The following is a 15,569-nucleotide window of genomic DNA, read 5'->3' on the forward strand; positions in this document are numbered from 1 at the left end:
AGCGTATGACCAAGAGGGTGGCCGCTGTCGACTGCGGCACGAACTCGATCCGGCTGTTGATCGCCGACCTCGATGCCGGCTGGCTCACCGACGTCCACCGGGAGATGCGGATCGTGCGCCTCGGGCAGGGGGTGGATGCCACCGGCGAGTTCGCTCCGGATGCGTTGGTGCGCACCAGGTCCGCGTTGGCCGACTACGCCCGACTGATGCAGGATCACGGCGTGTCCGAGGTGCGGATGGTGGCGACGTCGGCCGCGCGGGACGTGAGCAACCGCGACGCGTTCTTCGCGATGACCGCCGAGGTGCTCGGTGCCGTGGTCGACGGTGCCGTCGCGGAGGTGATCAGCGGCACCGAGGAGGCGGAGCTGTCGTTCCGCGGTGCGGTGGCCGACTTGGATTCGGCGACAGGACCTTTCGTGGTGGTCGACCTGGGCGGCGGATCGACCGAGCTGGTCGTCGGCGGCGCAGCGAACGGGGTGGACGCCTCGTTCTCGATGGACATCGGCTGTGTGCGGCTGACGGAGCGGTGCCTGCACTCGGATCCCCCGACCGCCGAGGAGATCTCGGCGGCGCGTTCGGTGATCGGCGAGGCACTCGACGAGGCGCTGCGCGCGGTGCCGGTCGACGCGGCGAGGACGTGGGTCGGTGTCGCGGGCACCATGACCACGCTGGCTGCTCTGGCCCACCGGATGACGACTTACGACTCGGCGGCGATCCATCTGTCGCGGGTGGGGTTCGGTGCGCTCCTCGGGGCCTGCGAGGAGTTGATCGCGATGACCCGGGCGCAGCGGGCCGCACTCGGTCCGATGCACGAGGGCCGCGTCGACGTCATCGGCGGCGGTGCGCTGATCGTCACCGAATTGGTGCGTGCCCTCGGCGAGCGCACCGGGATCGGCGATCTGGTGGTCAGCGAGCACGACATCCTCGACGGGATCGCCCTGTCGATGGGCTAGAGCGTCTGACGGACGCCAGTGGTCCGGAATCTGCTGCGGTACACGCTGGGTGAGACGCCCAGGGCCCGCCGGAAGGTGCGCCGCATGGTGTCGGCCGAGCCGAAGCCTGCCCGCCGCGCCACCGTCTCCTGGCCGTGGTCTCCGGTGGCGAGGAGCACCTTGGCCGCCTCCAGCCGGGCCTGTTCGACGAACCGGGCCGGAGTGGTCCCGACCTGAACCCGGAACATCCGCACCAGATGGCGTTCGCTGACCGCGGCGCGATCGGCCATCACCGCCAGTGAGTGGTCGGCCGCGGGATCGGCGACGACGGAGTCGATGATCTCGCGCAGACCCCGCGACACCGGTAGCGCCGCCTCGGTCCAGACACTGAACTGCGTCTGCCCGCCGGGACGCTGTAGGAACACCACCATCCACCGGGCCACCCGACGGGCCACGTCCGGACCGTAGTCGCTTTCCACCAGGGCCAGACCGAGGTCGATCCCGGCGCTGATCCCGGCGCCGGTGATGAACCGACCGTCCTGCACGAACAGTGAGTCGGGGTCGACGGTCACCTGCGGGTAGGCCCGGGCCAGATCACCGCAGTGCGCCCAGTGCGTGGTCGCCCGACGACCGTCGAGCAGGCCGAGCGCGGCGAGCACGAATGCACCGGTGCACACCGAGGCCACCCGGCGGGCCCGGGGCGCCAATCCGCGCACCAGGTCCAGGGCCGCGTCCACGGTGTCGGGTGTCTGTTCTTCGGGGATGTCGTGTTCGCCGGGCCGGAAGGTGAAGTCGGGCGGCACCCCGCCCGGGACGATCAACGTGTCGATCCGGTCGGGCACATCGGCTGCCGGCATGTCGACCTCGAGGGTCACAAAGGACGTCGTGCGGACGCTGCCGCCGGTCGGGGAGACCAGGAGCACTCGGTAATGCGCCCCGAAGTCGTTGGCGCGGGCGAAGATCTCCAACGGCGCCGCCACATCCTGCAACGTCACCTTGTCGTAGAGCGCGAACACGACCGTCCTGGGTCGCTGCGACCTCTTCTCGTCGGACACCAGCTGCCTCTCCATGCCCGTGACTTCCGCGGTGTGCGATGTACCGCGGTCACCATGTTCTCCCGATCCCCGCAGGCACACCCGCCGCCGAATGTGTTGGTGACGCTAATCCGGATCTGTTACCACCGCATTGCACCGCCCGCGGGACCTGCGGCGACGCCGGCCACGACGAGCTGCTCCGCCCCGCCGCGAAGCCCGGCGACGTCCGGAAGTGCACGGTTCGTGTCCGCTCCGGACGGAGCCTGACACGCAGCGGTTACGCAGGTGAAACGCACTGCGCCGACTCTGAATTCACATCGACAATCGTTTCGGCAAGAGGTGAACCCATGGATTCTCGGACGGCGCTGACCCTGAGTATCGGCGTGCTGGGTGGACTGGCGGTTGCGTTGACCGCGGAGGTGATCACCGTCCCCATCTGGGTGGTGTTCCTGGCGTGGGCGTCGTTCTTCTTCGTCGGCGGTGGGGTGACGGGCTGGATCCGGTCGGTCTCGTCGAACCTGGTCGGCGTTGTCATCGCCTCGGCCAGCCTGTACGCCGCCCACCTGATGGGCGCCGGCCTGCTGGTCACCGCGATCGCCGTGGGGGTCGGCAGTGCGGTGATGGTCCAGGCCTCATGGGTTCCGCTGCTGTCCACCACCCCCGCCGTGGTCGTCGGATTCGCCTCCACGGTCTCCACCGTCGCCGGCACCGGCAACCAGATCACGGTCACCACGATTTCCCACCCCGGCCTGGTCGCCGCGGTCGCCTGCGTTCTCGGAGCGTGCTTCGGCCTGCTCTCGGAATACCTCGCGACCGCGATGACCCGCCGGCCCGCCGCGCACCCCGAAGCACCCAGCCAGAGCCCGTCGACAGAAAGCAGGCCCGCCTGATGAAACTGCAGCACTACCTCGGCGGATTGGAAGGTCTGCCCGAACCGCTCACGCTGGAGAAGCGGGTGTTCGTCGAGGACTGGGAGAAGCGGATCTTCGGCATCCACGTCGCGATGATGGGTCTGTCGAACCACCTCGGCTCCGCGGCCCCTGCCTATCCCATCGACGAGGTGCCCACCACCTTCGCTGACGAGTGGACGTGGGCCGATCTGCGCACCGGGGCCGAGGCGATGAACCCGTTCGACTACTTCAAATTCCGTTATTACGAGAAGTGGCTGGGCGGGATCAGCCAGTTCTTCCTCGACAAGGGCTACATCACCGAAGACGAACTGGCGCAACGAATGGCCGACGCCGCGCCGTCCGCCAAGCAGGCCGTGACCGCGCCGATCGATGATCAGGTGATCGCCTATCTGCGGTCGGGGGACTCGCCGCGCCGCGATGTGGCCCACCCGAGATTCGAGATCGGTGCACGGGTGCGCATCGCCAACCCGCGGACCGACGCCCACAGCCGGCTTCCGGGTTATCTGCGGGGGCGGACCGGCACGGTGGAGCGCATCTTCGAAGGCGACTACGCCTACTTCTGCCGCACCGGGGACGGTATCGGCGACGCGATGCCCATCTACATCGTCGGATTCGACCCGGCGGAGATCTGGGGTGGCCGTGCCGAAGCCGGCCCGCTGTCGCTGTACGCCGAATTGTTCGAGGCCTATCTGGAACCGATGGAGGACGAATCATGACCGGTCAGTTCGCGTATCCGCCGGACCGCGAGGACCTCAGCGCCCAGCGGGCGGCGGCGCTCGAGGCGCTGCTGATCGAGAAGGGCGTGATCACCGCCCAGACGGTGGACAAGGTGCTGGCCTACTTCGAAGCGGAGATGACGCCGCTCAACGGGAAGAAGATCGTCGTCAAGGCGTGGACCGATCCCGCCTTCGCCGAGAAGGTCGTCACCGACACCCCGGCGGCCATCGCCGAACTGGATCTGCCCGACGGTATGGCGGGCGCCGAGGGTGAGCATCTGCAGGCCGTCGCCAACACCGCCGGCGTGCACAATCTGGTGATCTGCACCCTGTGCTCGTGCTTCCCCTGGCCGGTGCTCGGGTTGCCGCCCTACTGGTACAAGGATCCGACGTTCCGCGCGCGCGCCGCGCGCGAGCCACGCAAGGTGCTCGCCGAGGTGGGGGTGGATCTGCCCGCGGACACCGAGATCAAGGTGTGGGATTCCAGCGGTCACTCCCGATGGTTCGTGATCCCCGAACGACCCTCGGGCACCGAGGATTACACCGACGAGATGCTGATGGATCTGGTGACCACCGAGTCGATGATCGGGGTGGCGCTGGCGGGGTCGGCCTCATGAGATTGCACGAAACCTGCACCACCGACCAGGCGGCGCCGCAATTCGACCATGAATGGCAGCGCCGGGCCTTCGGGTTGGCGCTCGCGCTGTCGGAGTTTCGCCACTATCCCTGGAGCGAGTTTCAGGAGGCGCTGATCAAGACCATCGGGGACTGGGAGAGCACCCCCGAACCCGAACGCGGGCAATGGCAGTACTACGACCACTGGGTCGTCGCGCTGGAGACCCTGATCGAACGGCACGCATTGTTGACCGCGCCGGTGCGCACCGACGCCGGTGACCATGCGCTCGCCCTCGACCACGACCATTAGCCCGACGACAGTGAGGAACACGATGAACGCCGAACCCGCTCTGGCCCTGCCACGCAACGATGTCCGGTCGGCCGCTGAAGCCCTGGCCGCCCCGGCGCGGCTGGCCGCGATCACCGTCCTCGCCCTGATCGCCTACTACTTCGTGGGATTCGACCAGGGCGCGGTCTCGGTGTTCGGTGCGGACACCCACATCCACGAATTCCTGCACGACGCACGCCATCTGCTGGGCTTCCCGTGTCACTGAGCGGTGAGGCGCCCGCCGCGGTGCGCTATCTGGTGCCGGGGCTGGCGGCCGGTCTGGTGTGCTTCGCGTTCAGCCGGGTGCTGATCGGACCGCTGATCAGCTCGGCGGTGGACTACGAGGGAGAACGGGAGCACGCCGAAGCGATGCTCACCGGTGACGGGCACAGCCATGGTCACGAACTGTTCACCCGGGCCGTGCAGGAGAACGCCGGAGCCGGGCTGGGCATCGTCGCCTTCGCCGTGGTGATGGGCACGCTGTTCGCGGTCGCCTATACGGTCATCGCCGGTGTGCTCGCGCGCCGGGGTGTGCGGCCCGATCCCCTCGCGCTGACGTTGCTGCTCAGTGCGGGGCTGTTCGTCGCGGTGGCCCTTGTTCCGGCTCTGAAGTATCCGGCGAATCCGCCCACCGTGGGGCTGGACGAAACGGTGGCACAGCGCAGTTCGGCGTTTCTGACGATGCTGGGGGTCTCCGTGCTGGGGGCGGTGGTGGCACTCGGGCTGGCCGTGCGGGTCTGGCGGCGTGGGGACGGCCGGCGGGTGAGCGCGTGGGCGATCGGCGGATACGCGGTGGTGGTTGCGGCGGCGATGGTGTGGCTGCCCTCGTTTCACGAGGTGCCGGGCTCGGTGGCCGGACCGCAGGGCCCGCTGCTGGACGGTTTCCCCGCCGAGGTGCTGGCCGACTTCCGCGTCTACACGCTGCTCAACCAGGCGCTGATGTGGACGGTCATCGGTGTGGTCTATGCGGTGGCGACGCAATGGTGGTCTGAGGCGCGGCGACCGCTAACCGTGGCGCACGGCCGCGATCGGTAGCGCCGATCCCGCCGACGCCGACAGCCGCTGACGGCTCAGGGCGGGCCAGGCCTGCACTGCACAGAACGGGGCGCACTGGTCCTGATCCGACCGGGTGCCGACGTGTACACAGCACTGCACCAGCCGCTCCTCGATCATCGTGGACATGTCCATGAACGGTTTGACGGTGATTCGCACGACCCGCTCGCCCAACAGTCGCCGCAGTTTGCGGCGCCGGCCCGGCAGCGCGGAGGACGCCAGCGTGAGCAGTGTCGACATCCCCAGATCGCAACTCTGGCAGATGGTCTTCCAGATGTCGCCGATGGCGGGATGGGACAGCGACGACTGCTCTGACAGCAGGCCGAGGAGGGACTCCTGCACCGCGACCCGCAGCTGTTGCGGCAATTCGGTGTCGGCGATCCGGTTGGACACCAGCCCCAGCCGAGCTTTGAGCGTATCGGTGCCGATCAGCGACACCAGCGAGCGCCACTGGTCGTTGTCGTCGCGGATCAGGTAGCCGACTGAGCAGCAGTGCGGATGCGAACACGGCAGGGCGGTCAGGTCGCGCCACGTGACCGCGCCGTCGGTCTGCGGGCCCAGCCGGTGCAGCACACCGGTGTGGGTGAGCCGCTGCAGCGGATCGATCATCGCGCTGCGCCCCGAACCGAACTGCGGTTGGATCGTGATGCCGCCGACGAACGGCGTGTCGAGCGCCAGCTGCACCATCTGACCGATCTCGCCGTCGTTGACGCCGAGAGCGGTCGCCATCACCAGCGTCGTGAAGATCTCCCGAGAGGAAAGACGCCGCAACACTTCGCTCTTCATTCGGCGGAGATCACCGCCGCGGTGGTGGCGGTGCGCCGCCTCGGAGATGCCGTCGTATTGCAGGTAGACCTCGACGCGTTCGCGGTGGCTGCTCAGCAGCTCCAGCAGATCGTCGTCGGTGGCCAGACGCAAACCGTTGGTGTTGAGCAGGATCCGGGTGATCGGCCGGGCGGTCAGTTCGGCGAGCAGCTCGGGCAGCGCCGGGTGCAGCGTCGGTTCTCCGCCGCTGAGCATCACCACGTCCAACCGCCCGTTCTCGCGGATCAGCCGCTGGTCGACGCTGGCCAGAACGGCGGCGACGGGCACCACGTTGCGCAGGTCCGGCGAGGAGTCGGTGAAGCAGGTAGGGCAGCGCAGGTTGCAGGTCTCGGCGATGTCCTGCAACAGGATGCAGGTGTGCTGGGTCTGCATCTCTGGCAGCCCGCGAAGATAGGCCATGGGCACCGGATCGAAATTGCCCGCCACATCGGGGGTATGGGTCTTGGTGGGAGCTGTCCACTCCTCGAGGTAGCGCAGGATCTCGGGATCCTCGTCGTAGAGCGTGCACACCACACCGTGTCGGCGGCAGCCTCGTTCCAGCCAGATCCGGCCGTCGCGCTCGACCAGCCGCCCGCTCAGCCGCTCCACCTCGGCCAGCGGTCGCTCCGGGGCCTCGTCATGGCAGCGCGGGCAAAACGCGGTGACGTAGCGGTGCAGCCGGTCGCCACGCAACCCCATCCCGGCCGTCATGTGGTGTACAGCGCGGGGTTGACACCGGTGCAGAAGCCGACGGTGACCACCGAGGTCAGCGCCCAGCCGATCATCAGGCCGAGGCCGATTCCCTTCGCGTGCGGGCTTTTCGTCGCCAGCAGGGCGCCGCCGCCGGCGAACGCGATCACCGCGAGCAGCACCGCGGCACCGCCGAGGATCGGATTGGCCGACTCGGTCCGCGAGCCGGCGACGATGAACGCCGCGAAGCCGAGCACCGTGTTGACCACGAAGTAGATCGGCGCACCGACGAACACCATGCCCACCGAGATCTTGCGGGGCGGCGGCGGGGGATAGGGCGGCGGGTACGGGGGATAGGGCGGCCCGGGTCCGGTGGTCATGCGTGCGCTTCCTGGTAGCCGGCTGGTGAGCGATAGTAACCGCGGCGGTGGCCGTACCACAGCCGAATGCCCAGAAGCAGCAGTGAGGGCAACAGAACCCATTGCGGCCGTGTCAGATTCAGCCAGACCGTGTCGTTGGCACGGGCGAACTCGACGAGGAAGCGGAAGGCGGCGTAGGCGGCGACGTAGAGCACGAACAGCTCGCCGGGCCGGGCGAACCGGTCACGGAGCCACAGCAACACCACGAAGGCGGTGAGCTGGAAGGCGATCTCGTAGAGGAAGGAGGGATGCATCGCCGCCCCGGTCAGGCAGCCCGGACACTCGGGCGTGGTGACGGGCGCGTGGATCCCCCACGGAAGCGTCGTGGGCCGGCCCGGGGCTTCGGTGAGGTGGCAGCCGATGCGTCCCACCGCCATCCCGAGTGCCACCGCGGGGGCGAACAGGTCACCGGTCTTGCCCCGGTATCCGCCGATCCGCTTGGCCACCAGCACGCCGAGGTAGGCGCCGAACAGACCGCCGATGATGCTGCGCGAGCCGAACTGCCACGCCTGCGCGAGGCTGGGGTTGGCGGCGGGGTCGAGGTGGCGCGCCCATCCGGACAGCCGCATCCCGATCGCTCCGCCGACCAGCGCACCGGTCACCGCCACGAGGGACTGCTCGTTGACCGCGCCGCGGCGGCGCGCCTCGAGCACGAACACCACGACGGCGGCACTGATGCCCAGGCCGACGAACACGCCGTGCACCGGTACCGTGACCGGGCCGACATCCCAGGTGGGGATCACCCGCGCAATGTAACCGAATCAGGTGGCCAGAGATAGTCCGGCGGCCAGTGCGAATCCGAGGACGGCGGCCAGACCGGCTGGCTCGCGGGCCTTCTCGGTGGCTTCCGGGATCATCGACCCGACGAGCATGACCAGCAGGGCGCCGGCGGCGAAACCGTCGATACCGCCCTGCAGCGCGTTGCCCGCAACCTCCTGCAGGGCGAAGCCGCCGACCGTGGCGGCCGCGCAGAGGGCGGCGATGGCGACCCAGCCGCCCAGAATGCGTCGCGTGGGATGGCCGGCGGCGCGCATATCGCTGGCCGATCCGATGGCCTCGGGCAGATTGGACACGAAGATCGCCAGCAGCAGCGCGGGGCTGACCGCACCGCCGGCGGCGATCCCGATCCCGAGGACGGCCTGTTCGGGGATCCCGTCCAGCAGCGCCCCGATGAGCAGCGGTTTACCCGACGACGCGTTCGGGTCGGAGCCGCCGAATCGGTCGACGGTCCGGTCGGCGAGGTAGAACGTCACCGCGCCGGCGGCCAGGCCGAGGGCGACCGGCAGCGCGCCGCCGACCCGAAAACCCTCCTCGGCCAGTTCGAAGGAGATCGATGACACCAGTGCGCCGGCTCCGAATCCCAGGACCAACCCGACCAGTCGCTGATTCCAGCTGCGAACCGCGCCGGCGGCCGCGCCGACCACGAGTGAGGATGCCGCGACCGACCCCCACAGCAGGGCGGTCAGCACCGGTCAGGCACGGGACTTCGCACCGGCGCGGCGCCGGGGTTTGGTCGGGTCGTGCTGGGCGCCCAGGGTGAGCCCGAGGATCACCATCACCACCCCGAGCGCGAGGTGCAACCACCCGTCGGCGCTGTTGAGCGGGAAGTAGTCGGCGACATCGGCGTGGGCCGACGTCACCCGCAACGTCCACAGTCCGATCAGCACCGCGCCACCGATCAAGAGATAGGCCCGGGAGGCGGAATAGGTGCGCGCGCACAGCATTCCGACAGCTCCGTACAGCAGATGCACGATGTTGTGCAGCCCGGAGGTCGCGAAGACACCGAACAGTTCGGCGTCGGAGGCGTGTCCGGCCCAGGTCAGAGACGCTTGATGCACGGTCAGGCCGGGAACGAAGCCGAACGCCCCGATCGCCAGGTACGCCGCGCCCACGAGGAGCGCGGCGCCCTGTACGGCCATCAGCGTGGGTGTGCGGGCCACCTGATCGCCTCCCGTCCGGTCAGCGGATATCGACGTCATCCCCCCGACTACCCGCACGTCACCCCGGTTAACCGGCGCGCCGGGCGCCCTCGGCGAAATGCCGGACTCAGTTGTTGCGCAACACCGGGTGCAGCTCGTCGAGCACCGTCGCATCCTCGATGGTCGAGGGCAGCGGTTCGTCGCGGCCGTCGGCGATCCCGCGCATGGTCTTGCGCAGGATCTTGCCCGAGCGGGTCTTCGGCAGCGCCGCCACGACGTCGACGGTTCGCAGACAGGCGACCGCGCCGATGTTGTCCCGCACCAGGGCGACGAGTTCGGCTTCGAGACCGTCGGCGGACGCGCCGGCCTTGAGGACGACGAAGCCGCGCGGCACCTGCCCCTTGATCTCGTCGGCCACCCCGATGACGGCGCATTCGGCGACCGCGGGATGGGTGGCGAGCACCGCTTCGATCGATCCGGCGGACATGCGGTGCCCGGCCACGTTGATGACGTCGTCGGTGCGGCCCATCACGAACAGATAGCCGTCGCTGTCGAGGTAGCCGCCGTCGCCGGTCAGGTAGTAGCCGGGGAAGGCCGACAGATACGACGAGACGTAGCGGTCGTCATCGCCCCACAGCGTGGGCAGGGTGCCCGGCGGCAGCGGAAGCCGCACGCAGATCGCGCCCTCTTCGCCGGGGTCGCACTCCGATCCGTCGGGGTGCAGGATGCGGACGTCATATCCGGGCATCGGAACCGTCGCCGAGCCGGGCTTGACCGGCAGCGGCTCGACGCCCATCGGGTCGCCGGCGATCGCCCAGCCGGTCTCGGTCTGCCACCAGTGGTCGATCACCGGGATCCCGAGTTTCTCGGCCGCCCACTGGTAGGTGGCCGGGTCGAGCCGCTCACCGGCCTGGAACAGGTATTCCAGCCCGGACAGGTCGTAGTCGGCGATGAGCGCGCCGTCGGGATCCTCTTTCTTGATGGCCCGGATCGCGGTCGGTGCGGTGAACAGCGCCTTGACGCGGTAGTCGGCGGCAACCCGCCAGAAGGCCCCGGCGTCGGGGGTGCCGACGGGCTTGCCCTCGTAGATCACTGTCGTGGCGCCCAGCAGCAGCGGCGCGTAGACGATGTACGAGTGGCCGACCACCCAGCCGACGTCCGACGCGGCCCAGAAGACGTCGCCGGGCGCCACGTCGTAGAGGTGGCGCATGGTCCACAGCAGCGCGACGGCGTGGCCGCCGTTGTCGCGCAGGATGCCCTTGGGTTTGCCGGTCGTCCCGGAGGTGTAGAGGACGTAGAGCGGATCGGTGGCGGCCACGGGCACCGGATCGACCGGGCGGGCCTGCGCGAGCCGTTCGGCCCAGTCGTGGTCGCGACCGGCGGTCAGCTCGCACGGATGCTGCTCCCGCTGCAGGATCACGCATGCCGCGGGCGCATGGTCGGTCATGGTCAGCGCCGCGTCGAGCATCGGTTTGTACTCGACCGTGCGGGTGGGTTCGACACCACACGACGCCGAGACCACCACCGTGGGGCGGGCGTCGTCGATCCGGGCGGCCAGTTCGTGGGCGGCGAAGCCGCCGAACACCACCGAGTGCACCGCACCCAGGCGGGCGCAGGCGAGCATGGCGATCAGTGCCTCGGGCACCATCGGCAGGTAGATCACCACCCGATCGCCCTTGGCCACACCGAGTTCGCGGAGCACACCGGCGAAGCGGGTGGTCTGGTCGAGCAGTTCGCGATAGGTGTAGGTCCGTTGAGAGCCGGTCACCGGTGAGTCGTAGATCAGTGCGGTCTGGTCGGCGCGGCCCGCCTCGACGTGGCGGTCCAGCGCGTTGGCGCAGGTGTTCAGTTCGCCGTCGGGGAACCAGCGGTAGAACGGGGGACGGGAATCGTCGAGGATGCGGGTCGGTTCGCGGGTCCATGTGACGGCCTTCGCGGCCTCGGCCCAGAAGGCGGCCGGATCAGTCACACTCGCGTCGAAGAGTTTCCGGTAGTCACCCATACCGGAAACGCTATACCCACCCGGTTGGCCTCACGGCTGGAACCGGTATCCCATGCCCGCTTCGGTCAGCAGGTGCACCGGATGGGCCGGGTCGTCTTCGAGTTTGCGGCGTAACTGGGCGAGATAGACACGCAGATAATGGGTTTCCTTCGCGTACGCCGGGCCCCACACCTCACGCAGCAGCTCTTCGCGGCCGACGAGTTTGCCGCGATGGCGCACCAGCATCTCGAGCATGCCCCATTCGGTCGGCGTCAGGTGAACCTCGTTGCCGCTCTTGGTGACCCGCTTGGCGGCCAGGTCCACGGTGAACGATGCGGTTTCCACCACGGGTTCGTCGTCGTCGCCGGTGGCGGTGGCGCGGCGCACCGCGGCGCGCAGCCGGGCCAGGAATTCGTCCATGCCGAAGGGTTTGGTGACGTAGTCGTCGGCGCCGGCGTCGAGCGCTTCGACCTTGTCGGCGGAATCGGTGCGGGCCGACAGCACGATCACCGGTGCGGTCAGCCAGCCGCGCAACCCCGCCAGCACGTCGATCCCGGACATATCGGGCAACCCGAGATCGAGGATCACCACGTCGGGACGGTGGTCGGCGGCCGAGCGCAGCGCCTCCGCGCCGGAGGCCGCGGTGGTGACCTCGTAGCCGCGCACCGACAGGTTGATCCGCAACGCCCGCAGGATCTGCGGTTCGTCGTCGATGACCAGCACGCGGGTCATGGGCGGTCCCCACCTCCTGGGTTGCCGTCCGGGGCGGCCAGATCGATCTCCACGGTCAGCCCGCCGCCGGGGGTGTCGGTGGCGGTCACGGTGCCGCCCATCGCCTCGATGAATCCGCGCGCCACCGACAGGCCCAGCCCGACGCCGCTGCTGGTGTCCTGATCGCCGAGGCGCTGGAACGCGTCGAACACCCGGTCCTCGGCGCCGCGGGGGATCCCGGGGCCCTCGTCGGAGACCGCGATGAGTACGCGGTCGGCGACGCGTCCGGCGGTGACCCGGATCGGGCCGTCGGGCGCGTAGCGCAGCGCGTTGTCGATGAGGTTGGCCAGCACGCGCTCGAGCAGACCACCGTCGGCGGTGACCACGCAGTCGTCGACGTCGACCTTGACCCGGTCCACGCCCAGCTGCCCCGATCCCGTCGAGCCCCGGCTGATGCCGAGCAGGGCGCGCTGCACGGTCTCCTCGAGATACACCCGCCGTAGTTCCGGCCGGACCACCCCGGCCGCCAGCCGCGAGGAGTCGAGCAGGTTGCCCACCAGCGCGGTCAGCTGATCGACCGATTCCTCGACGGTGGCCAGCAGTTCGGCGGTGTCCTCGGCGGAGAAGTCGACGTCGCTGCTGCGCAGGCTGGACACCGCGGCCTTGGCGCCGGCCAGCGGGGTGCGCAGATCGTGGCTGACCGCCGAGAGCAGCGCGCGGCGCAGTTCGTCGGCGCGGGCGATGGCCTCCGCCTGCCCGGCCTCTTCGGTGAGTTCACGCTGGCGGACCAGACCGGCGGCCTGGCGGGCCACCGCGGAGAGCACCCGGCGGTCGTGGGCGGGCAGTTTGCGGCCCGCCATCAGCAGCCAGAACTCGTCGGCACCGACTTCGATCGCGGTGTCGGCGGTCTCGGCGTCGACGCAGGGATCCTCGCCCACGCAGGCCACGATGCCGGTGCCGGCCCGCTTCAGGCTGACCGCGCGCTGTGAGTACGTTTCGCGCACCCGTTCCAGCAGAGTGGTCAGATCGGCGCCGCGCAGCACCGAACCCGAGAACAGGGCGAGCAGTTCGGCTTCGCGGGAGGCGCGGCGGGCTTCGCGGGTGCGGCTGGCCGCACTGTCGACCAGGGCGGCCACTGCGACGGCGATCACCAGCAGAACGACGATGGTCAGCGCGCTGTCGGGTTCGGCGATGGTGAACGTATGTTGGGGCGCGATGAGGAAGTAGTTGAGCAGCAGACCCGAGAGCACCGCCGACAGCGCCGCGGGGGCGACCCCGCCCAGCAGGGCCACCAGCAGCACCCCCACGAAGAACAGGGCGCTCTCGCCCGATACGCCCAGCAGCGGGTCGAGCACCAGCACGGTCAGCGCACAGATCACGGCGGGCACCACGAGCGCGGCGAGCCAGGACAGGACGTGCTGCTCGCGGCGTGCCGCGCGGCCCCGGCGGCCGGTGCCGCTGGCCTGTTCGTGGGTGACCATGTGCACGTCGATGGAACCGGACTGCTGGACGACGGCCGCGCCGATGCCCTCGTCGAGAATGCGCGCCCAGCGCGACCGCCGCGACGTCCCGACCACCAGCTGGGTCGCGTTGCGTTCGCGGGCGAAATCGAGGAGTGCGGCTGGTACCCCGCCAGCACTGTCACCGACGACGGTGTGCAGGGTGGCGCCCAGGCTGGCGGCGAGTTCACGCACGCGGCCCATCTGGGGCGCCGACACCCCGGACAGTCCGTCGCCGCGGATCACGTGCACCACCAGTAGTTCGGCACTCGACTTCGAGGCGATGCGCGACGCGCGGCGCACCAGCGTCTCGGATTCCGGCCCGCCGGTCACCGCGACCACCACCCGTTCGCGCGCCTCCCAGGTGTCGGTGATCCGGTTGTCGGCGCGGTAGCGGGCCAGCGCCGCGTCGACCTGGTCGGCCAGCCAGAGCAGGGCGAGCTCGCGCAGCGCCGTCAGGTTGCCGCGACGAAAATAGTTGCTCAACGCGGCGTCGATCCGCTCGGCGGCGTACACGTTGCCGTGGGAGAGCCTGCGGCGCAACGCCTCCGGGGTGATGTCGACGAGTTCGACCTGATCGGCGGCGCGCACCACCTCGTCGGGCACCTTTTCCTGCTGTTCGATGCCGGTGATCCGGGTGACGACGTCGTTGAGGCTTTCCAGATGCTGCACGTTGACCGTCGAGATCACCGTGATGCCCGCCGCGAGCAGCTCCTCGACGTCCTGCCAGCGCTTCGGGTTGCGGCTGCCCGGGGTGTTGGTGTGGGCCAGTTCGTCGACGAGCACCACCTGCGGCCGGCGGGCCAGCACCGCGTCGACGTCGAGTTCGGGGAAGCGGGCGCCGCGGTAGCTGATGTAGCGCGGCGGGATGACCTCGATGCCGTCGAGCAGTTCGGCCGTCTTCTCCCGCCCGTGGGTCTCGACCACCGCGGCCACCAGATCGGTGCCGCGCTCGAGCCGCCGGTGCGCTTCGCCCAACATGGCGTAGGTCTTGCCGACGCCGGGAGCCGCGCCCAGATAGATGCGCAACTCCCCGCGCTTGGTGCTCACCTGTTCATCATCCACCGGACCGGCTCCCGCAACCGCGCACCGTGGTTACTGCTGCCCGTCGAGCGCCACATTCAGCTCGAGCACGTTGACCCGCGGTTCGCCGAGGAAGCCCAGGGTCCGGCCGTCGGTGTGGGCGGCGACGAGCGCGCGCACCTGCTCGGGGCTGATGCCGCGGGCCGCCGCGACCCGGTCGATCTGCAGATCGGCGTAGGCGGGGGAGATGTGCGGATCCAGGCCGCTGCCGCTGGCGGTCACCGCGTCAGCCGGTATCTGCGGGTCGGTGACGGCGCCGGGGATCGGGACCGTCTGGCCGGCACGGTAATCCTCGCCCGGCGTGGCGCATTCGACGCGGACGCCTTCGTAGGTGTCGAGGAACGGCCGTGCGGTGGTGACACAGGACTCGTTGACGCTGACCACCCGCGTCGGGTGGGCGATGTTGCCCGCAGCGTCGCGCGGACCGAACACCGACAGCACCGCACCCACCCCGCCGCCGGTGCAGAACGGGCGCCGGCCGGCCTCTGCGGGCAGGCCGTTGAATTCCGCGACCGCTCGGCTGCGTTCGCACACCGTGGTCAGCAGGCTGGTCCGGTCGGGGGTGTCGACGACATCCTCGGGCCCCAGGTTGCTGGCGCTGGTGGACATCGGGTCGTAACCGTCCCCGGCGGCCGACGGACGGCCCTGGAAGTACTGCGGCAGGGGGTCGCCGTCGGCGCCGGTGTAGAGCTGCCCGATGAGACTGCTGCCCACCAGTTTTCCGTTCGCCTCGAGCAGTGAGCCGTCGGCTTTGTGCTGCAGTCCCGGCAGCTGGGCGATCAACCAGATGAGGGCCGGATAGGCCAGGCCGAGGACGACGGTCAGGACGAGCAGGGCGCGCAGGGCGGCCGCGTGCTGGCGAAGAGTGTTCATG

The 15,569-nt window shown here is 69.6% G+C and carries 16 protein-coding genes and 1 pseudogene; 7 read left to right on the forward strand and 10 right to left on the reverse strand.

The features are described from left to right. The first annotated feature begins 5 nt into the window (after positions 1 to 5). Positions 6 to 953, forward strand: coding sequence for an exopolyphosphatase (locus ACN27E_RS23430; protein WP_422750079.1), 948 nt, complete (start codon positions 6 to 8; stop codon positions 951 to 953). Here the strand turns inward: ACN27E_RS23430 and ACN27E_RS23435 are convergent. Next, positions 950 to 2,002, reverse strand: coding sequence for a GlxA family transcriptional regulator (locus tag ACN27E_RS23435; RefSeq protein ID WP_422745135.1), 1,053 nt, complete (start codon positions 2,000 to 2,002; stop codon positions 950 to 952). The genes ACN27E_RS23430 and ACN27E_RS23435 overlap by 4 nt on opposite strands. A 311-nt stretch (positions 2,003 to 2,313) precedes the next feature. Here ACN27E_RS23435 and ACN27E_RS23440 point away from each other — a divergent pair, with 311 nt between their 5' ends. From ACN27E_RS23440 to ACN27E_RS23465, 6 genes are read left to right on the forward strand one after another with little or no spacing between them, the layout of a single operon-like run. Beyond that, positions 2,314 to 2,856 carry a DUF1097 domain-containing protein gene (locus tag ACN27E_RS23440; protein ID WP_422745136.1) on the forward strand — a complete coding sequence of 181 codons (543 nt, stop codon included), beginning with the start codon at positions 2,314 to 2,316 and terminating at the stop codon, positions 2,854 to 2,856. Continuing rightward, complete coding sequence (nthB, locus tag ACN27E_RS23445) at positions 2,856 to 3,593, forward strand: nitrile hydratase subunit beta (protein ID WP_422745138.1); 738 nt, start codon at positions 2,856 to 2,858, stop codon at positions 3,591 to 3,593. Before ACN27E_RS23440 ends, nthB begins: the two co-directional genes overlap by 1 nt. Continuing rightward, a complete protein-coding gene (nthA, locus tag ACN27E_RS23450; RefSeq protein WP_422745139.1) occupies positions 3,590 to 4,210 on the forward strand; it encodes a nitrile hydratase subunit alpha in 621 nt (206 codons plus the stop codon). Before nthB ends, nthA begins: the two co-directional genes overlap by 4 nt. Beyond that, positions 4,207 to 4,518, forward strand: coding sequence for a nitrile hydratase accessory protein (locus ACN27E_RS23455; protein ID WP_422745141.1), 312 nt, complete (start codon positions 4,207 to 4,209; stop codon positions 4,516 to 4,518). The genes nthA and ACN27E_RS23455 overlap by 4 nt, the downstream gene beginning before the upstream one ends. A gap of 22 nt (positions 4,519 to 4,540) precedes the next feature. Then, entirely contained in the window at positions 4,541 to 4,762 is a 222-nt protein-coding gene (locus ACN27E_RS23460; protein WP_422745143.1) for a CbtB domain-containing protein, read from the forward strand. Then, positions 4,753 to 5,571: a CbtA family protein gene (locus tag ACN27E_RS23465; protein ID WP_422745145.1), complete on the forward strand. Its 819-nt coding sequence runs from the start codon at positions 4,753 to 4,755 to the stop codon at positions 5,569 to 5,571. Before ACN27E_RS23460 ends, ACN27E_RS23465 begins: the two co-directional genes overlap by 10 nt. Here the strand turns inward: ACN27E_RS23465 and ACN27E_RS23470 are convergent. The 9 genes and pseudogenes from ACN27E_RS23470 to ACN27E_RS23510 all read right to left on the reverse strand — a co-directional run bounded on the left by ACN27E_RS23470 (position 5,542) and on the right by ACN27E_RS23510 (position 15,568). Then, positions 5,542 to 7,104 carry a radical SAM protein gene (locus ACN27E_RS23470; RefSeq protein WP_422745147.1) on the reverse strand — a complete coding sequence of 521 codons (1,563 nt, stop codon included), beginning with the start codon at positions 7,102 to 7,104 and terminating at the stop codon, positions 5,542 to 5,544. The two genes, ACN27E_RS23465 and ACN27E_RS23470, sit on opposite strands and share 30 nt — an antisense overlap. Further along, on the reverse strand, positions 7,101 to 7,463 hold the full coding sequence (locus tag ACN27E_RS23475) for a hypothetical protein (RefSeq protein WP_422745148.1): 363 nt from the start codon (positions 7,461 to 7,463) through the stop codon (positions 7,101 to 7,103). Before ACN27E_RS23475 ends, ACN27E_RS23470 begins: the two co-directional genes overlap by 4 nt. Next, the gene (locus ACN27E_RS23480) at positions 7,460 to 8,245 is read right to left on the reverse strand and encodes a prolipoprotein diacylglyceryl transferase (RefSeq protein ID WP_422745149.1); all 786 of its coding nucleotides are present in this window, start codon (positions 8,243 to 8,245) and stop codon (positions 7,460 to 7,462) included. Before ACN27E_RS23480 ends, ACN27E_RS23475 begins: the two co-directional genes overlap by 4 nt. A gap of 18 nt (positions 8,246 to 8,263) precedes the next feature. After that, positions 8,264 to 8,971 carry a ZIP family metal transporter gene (locus tag ACN27E_RS23485; protein WP_422745150.1) on the reverse strand — a complete coding sequence of 236 codons (708 nt, stop codon included), beginning with the start codon at positions 8,969 to 8,971 and terminating at the stop codon, positions 8,264 to 8,266. 3 nt (positions 8,972 to 8,974) lie between these two features. Continuing rightward, positions 8,975 to 9,442, reverse strand: a complete 468-nt coding sequence (locus ACN27E_RS23490; protein WP_422745152.1) for a DUF4383 domain-containing protein — start codon at positions 9,440 to 9,442, stop codon at positions 8,975 to 8,977. Positions 9,443 to 9,548: 106 nt separating this feature from the next. Continuing rightward, entirely contained in the window at positions 9,549 to 11,423 is a 1,875-nt protein-coding gene (locus ACN27E_RS23495; RefSeq protein ID WP_422745154.1) for a propionyl-CoA synthetase, read from the reverse strand. 30 nt (positions 11,424 to 11,453) lie between these two features. Continuing rightward, the gene (locus tag ACN27E_RS23500; RefSeq protein WP_422745156.1) at positions 11,454 to 12,134 is read right to left on the reverse strand and encodes a response regulator; all 681 of its coding nucleotides are present in this window, start codon (positions 12,132 to 12,134) and stop codon (positions 11,454 to 11,456) included. Continuing rightward, positions 12,131 to 14,733, reverse strand: a pseudogene (locus ACN27E_RS23505) (ATP-binding protein). Before ACN27E_RS23505 ends, ACN27E_RS23500 begins: the two are co-directional and overlap by 4 nt. Continuing rightward, a complete protein-coding gene (locus ACN27E_RS23510) occupies positions 14,708 to 15,568 on the reverse strand; it encodes a potassium-transporting ATPase subunit C (protein ID WP_422745158.1) in 861 nt (286 codons plus the stop codon). The pseudogene ACN27E_RS23505 and the gene ACN27E_RS23510 overlap by 26 nt, the downstream one beginning before the upstream one ends. Position 15,569: the final 1 nt, after the last annotated feature.

This window comes from Mycobacterium sp. WMMD1722, assembly GCF_049315205.1.
Lineage (GTDB): Bacteria > Actinomycetota > Actinomycetes > Mycobacteriales > Mycobacteriaceae > Mycobacterium.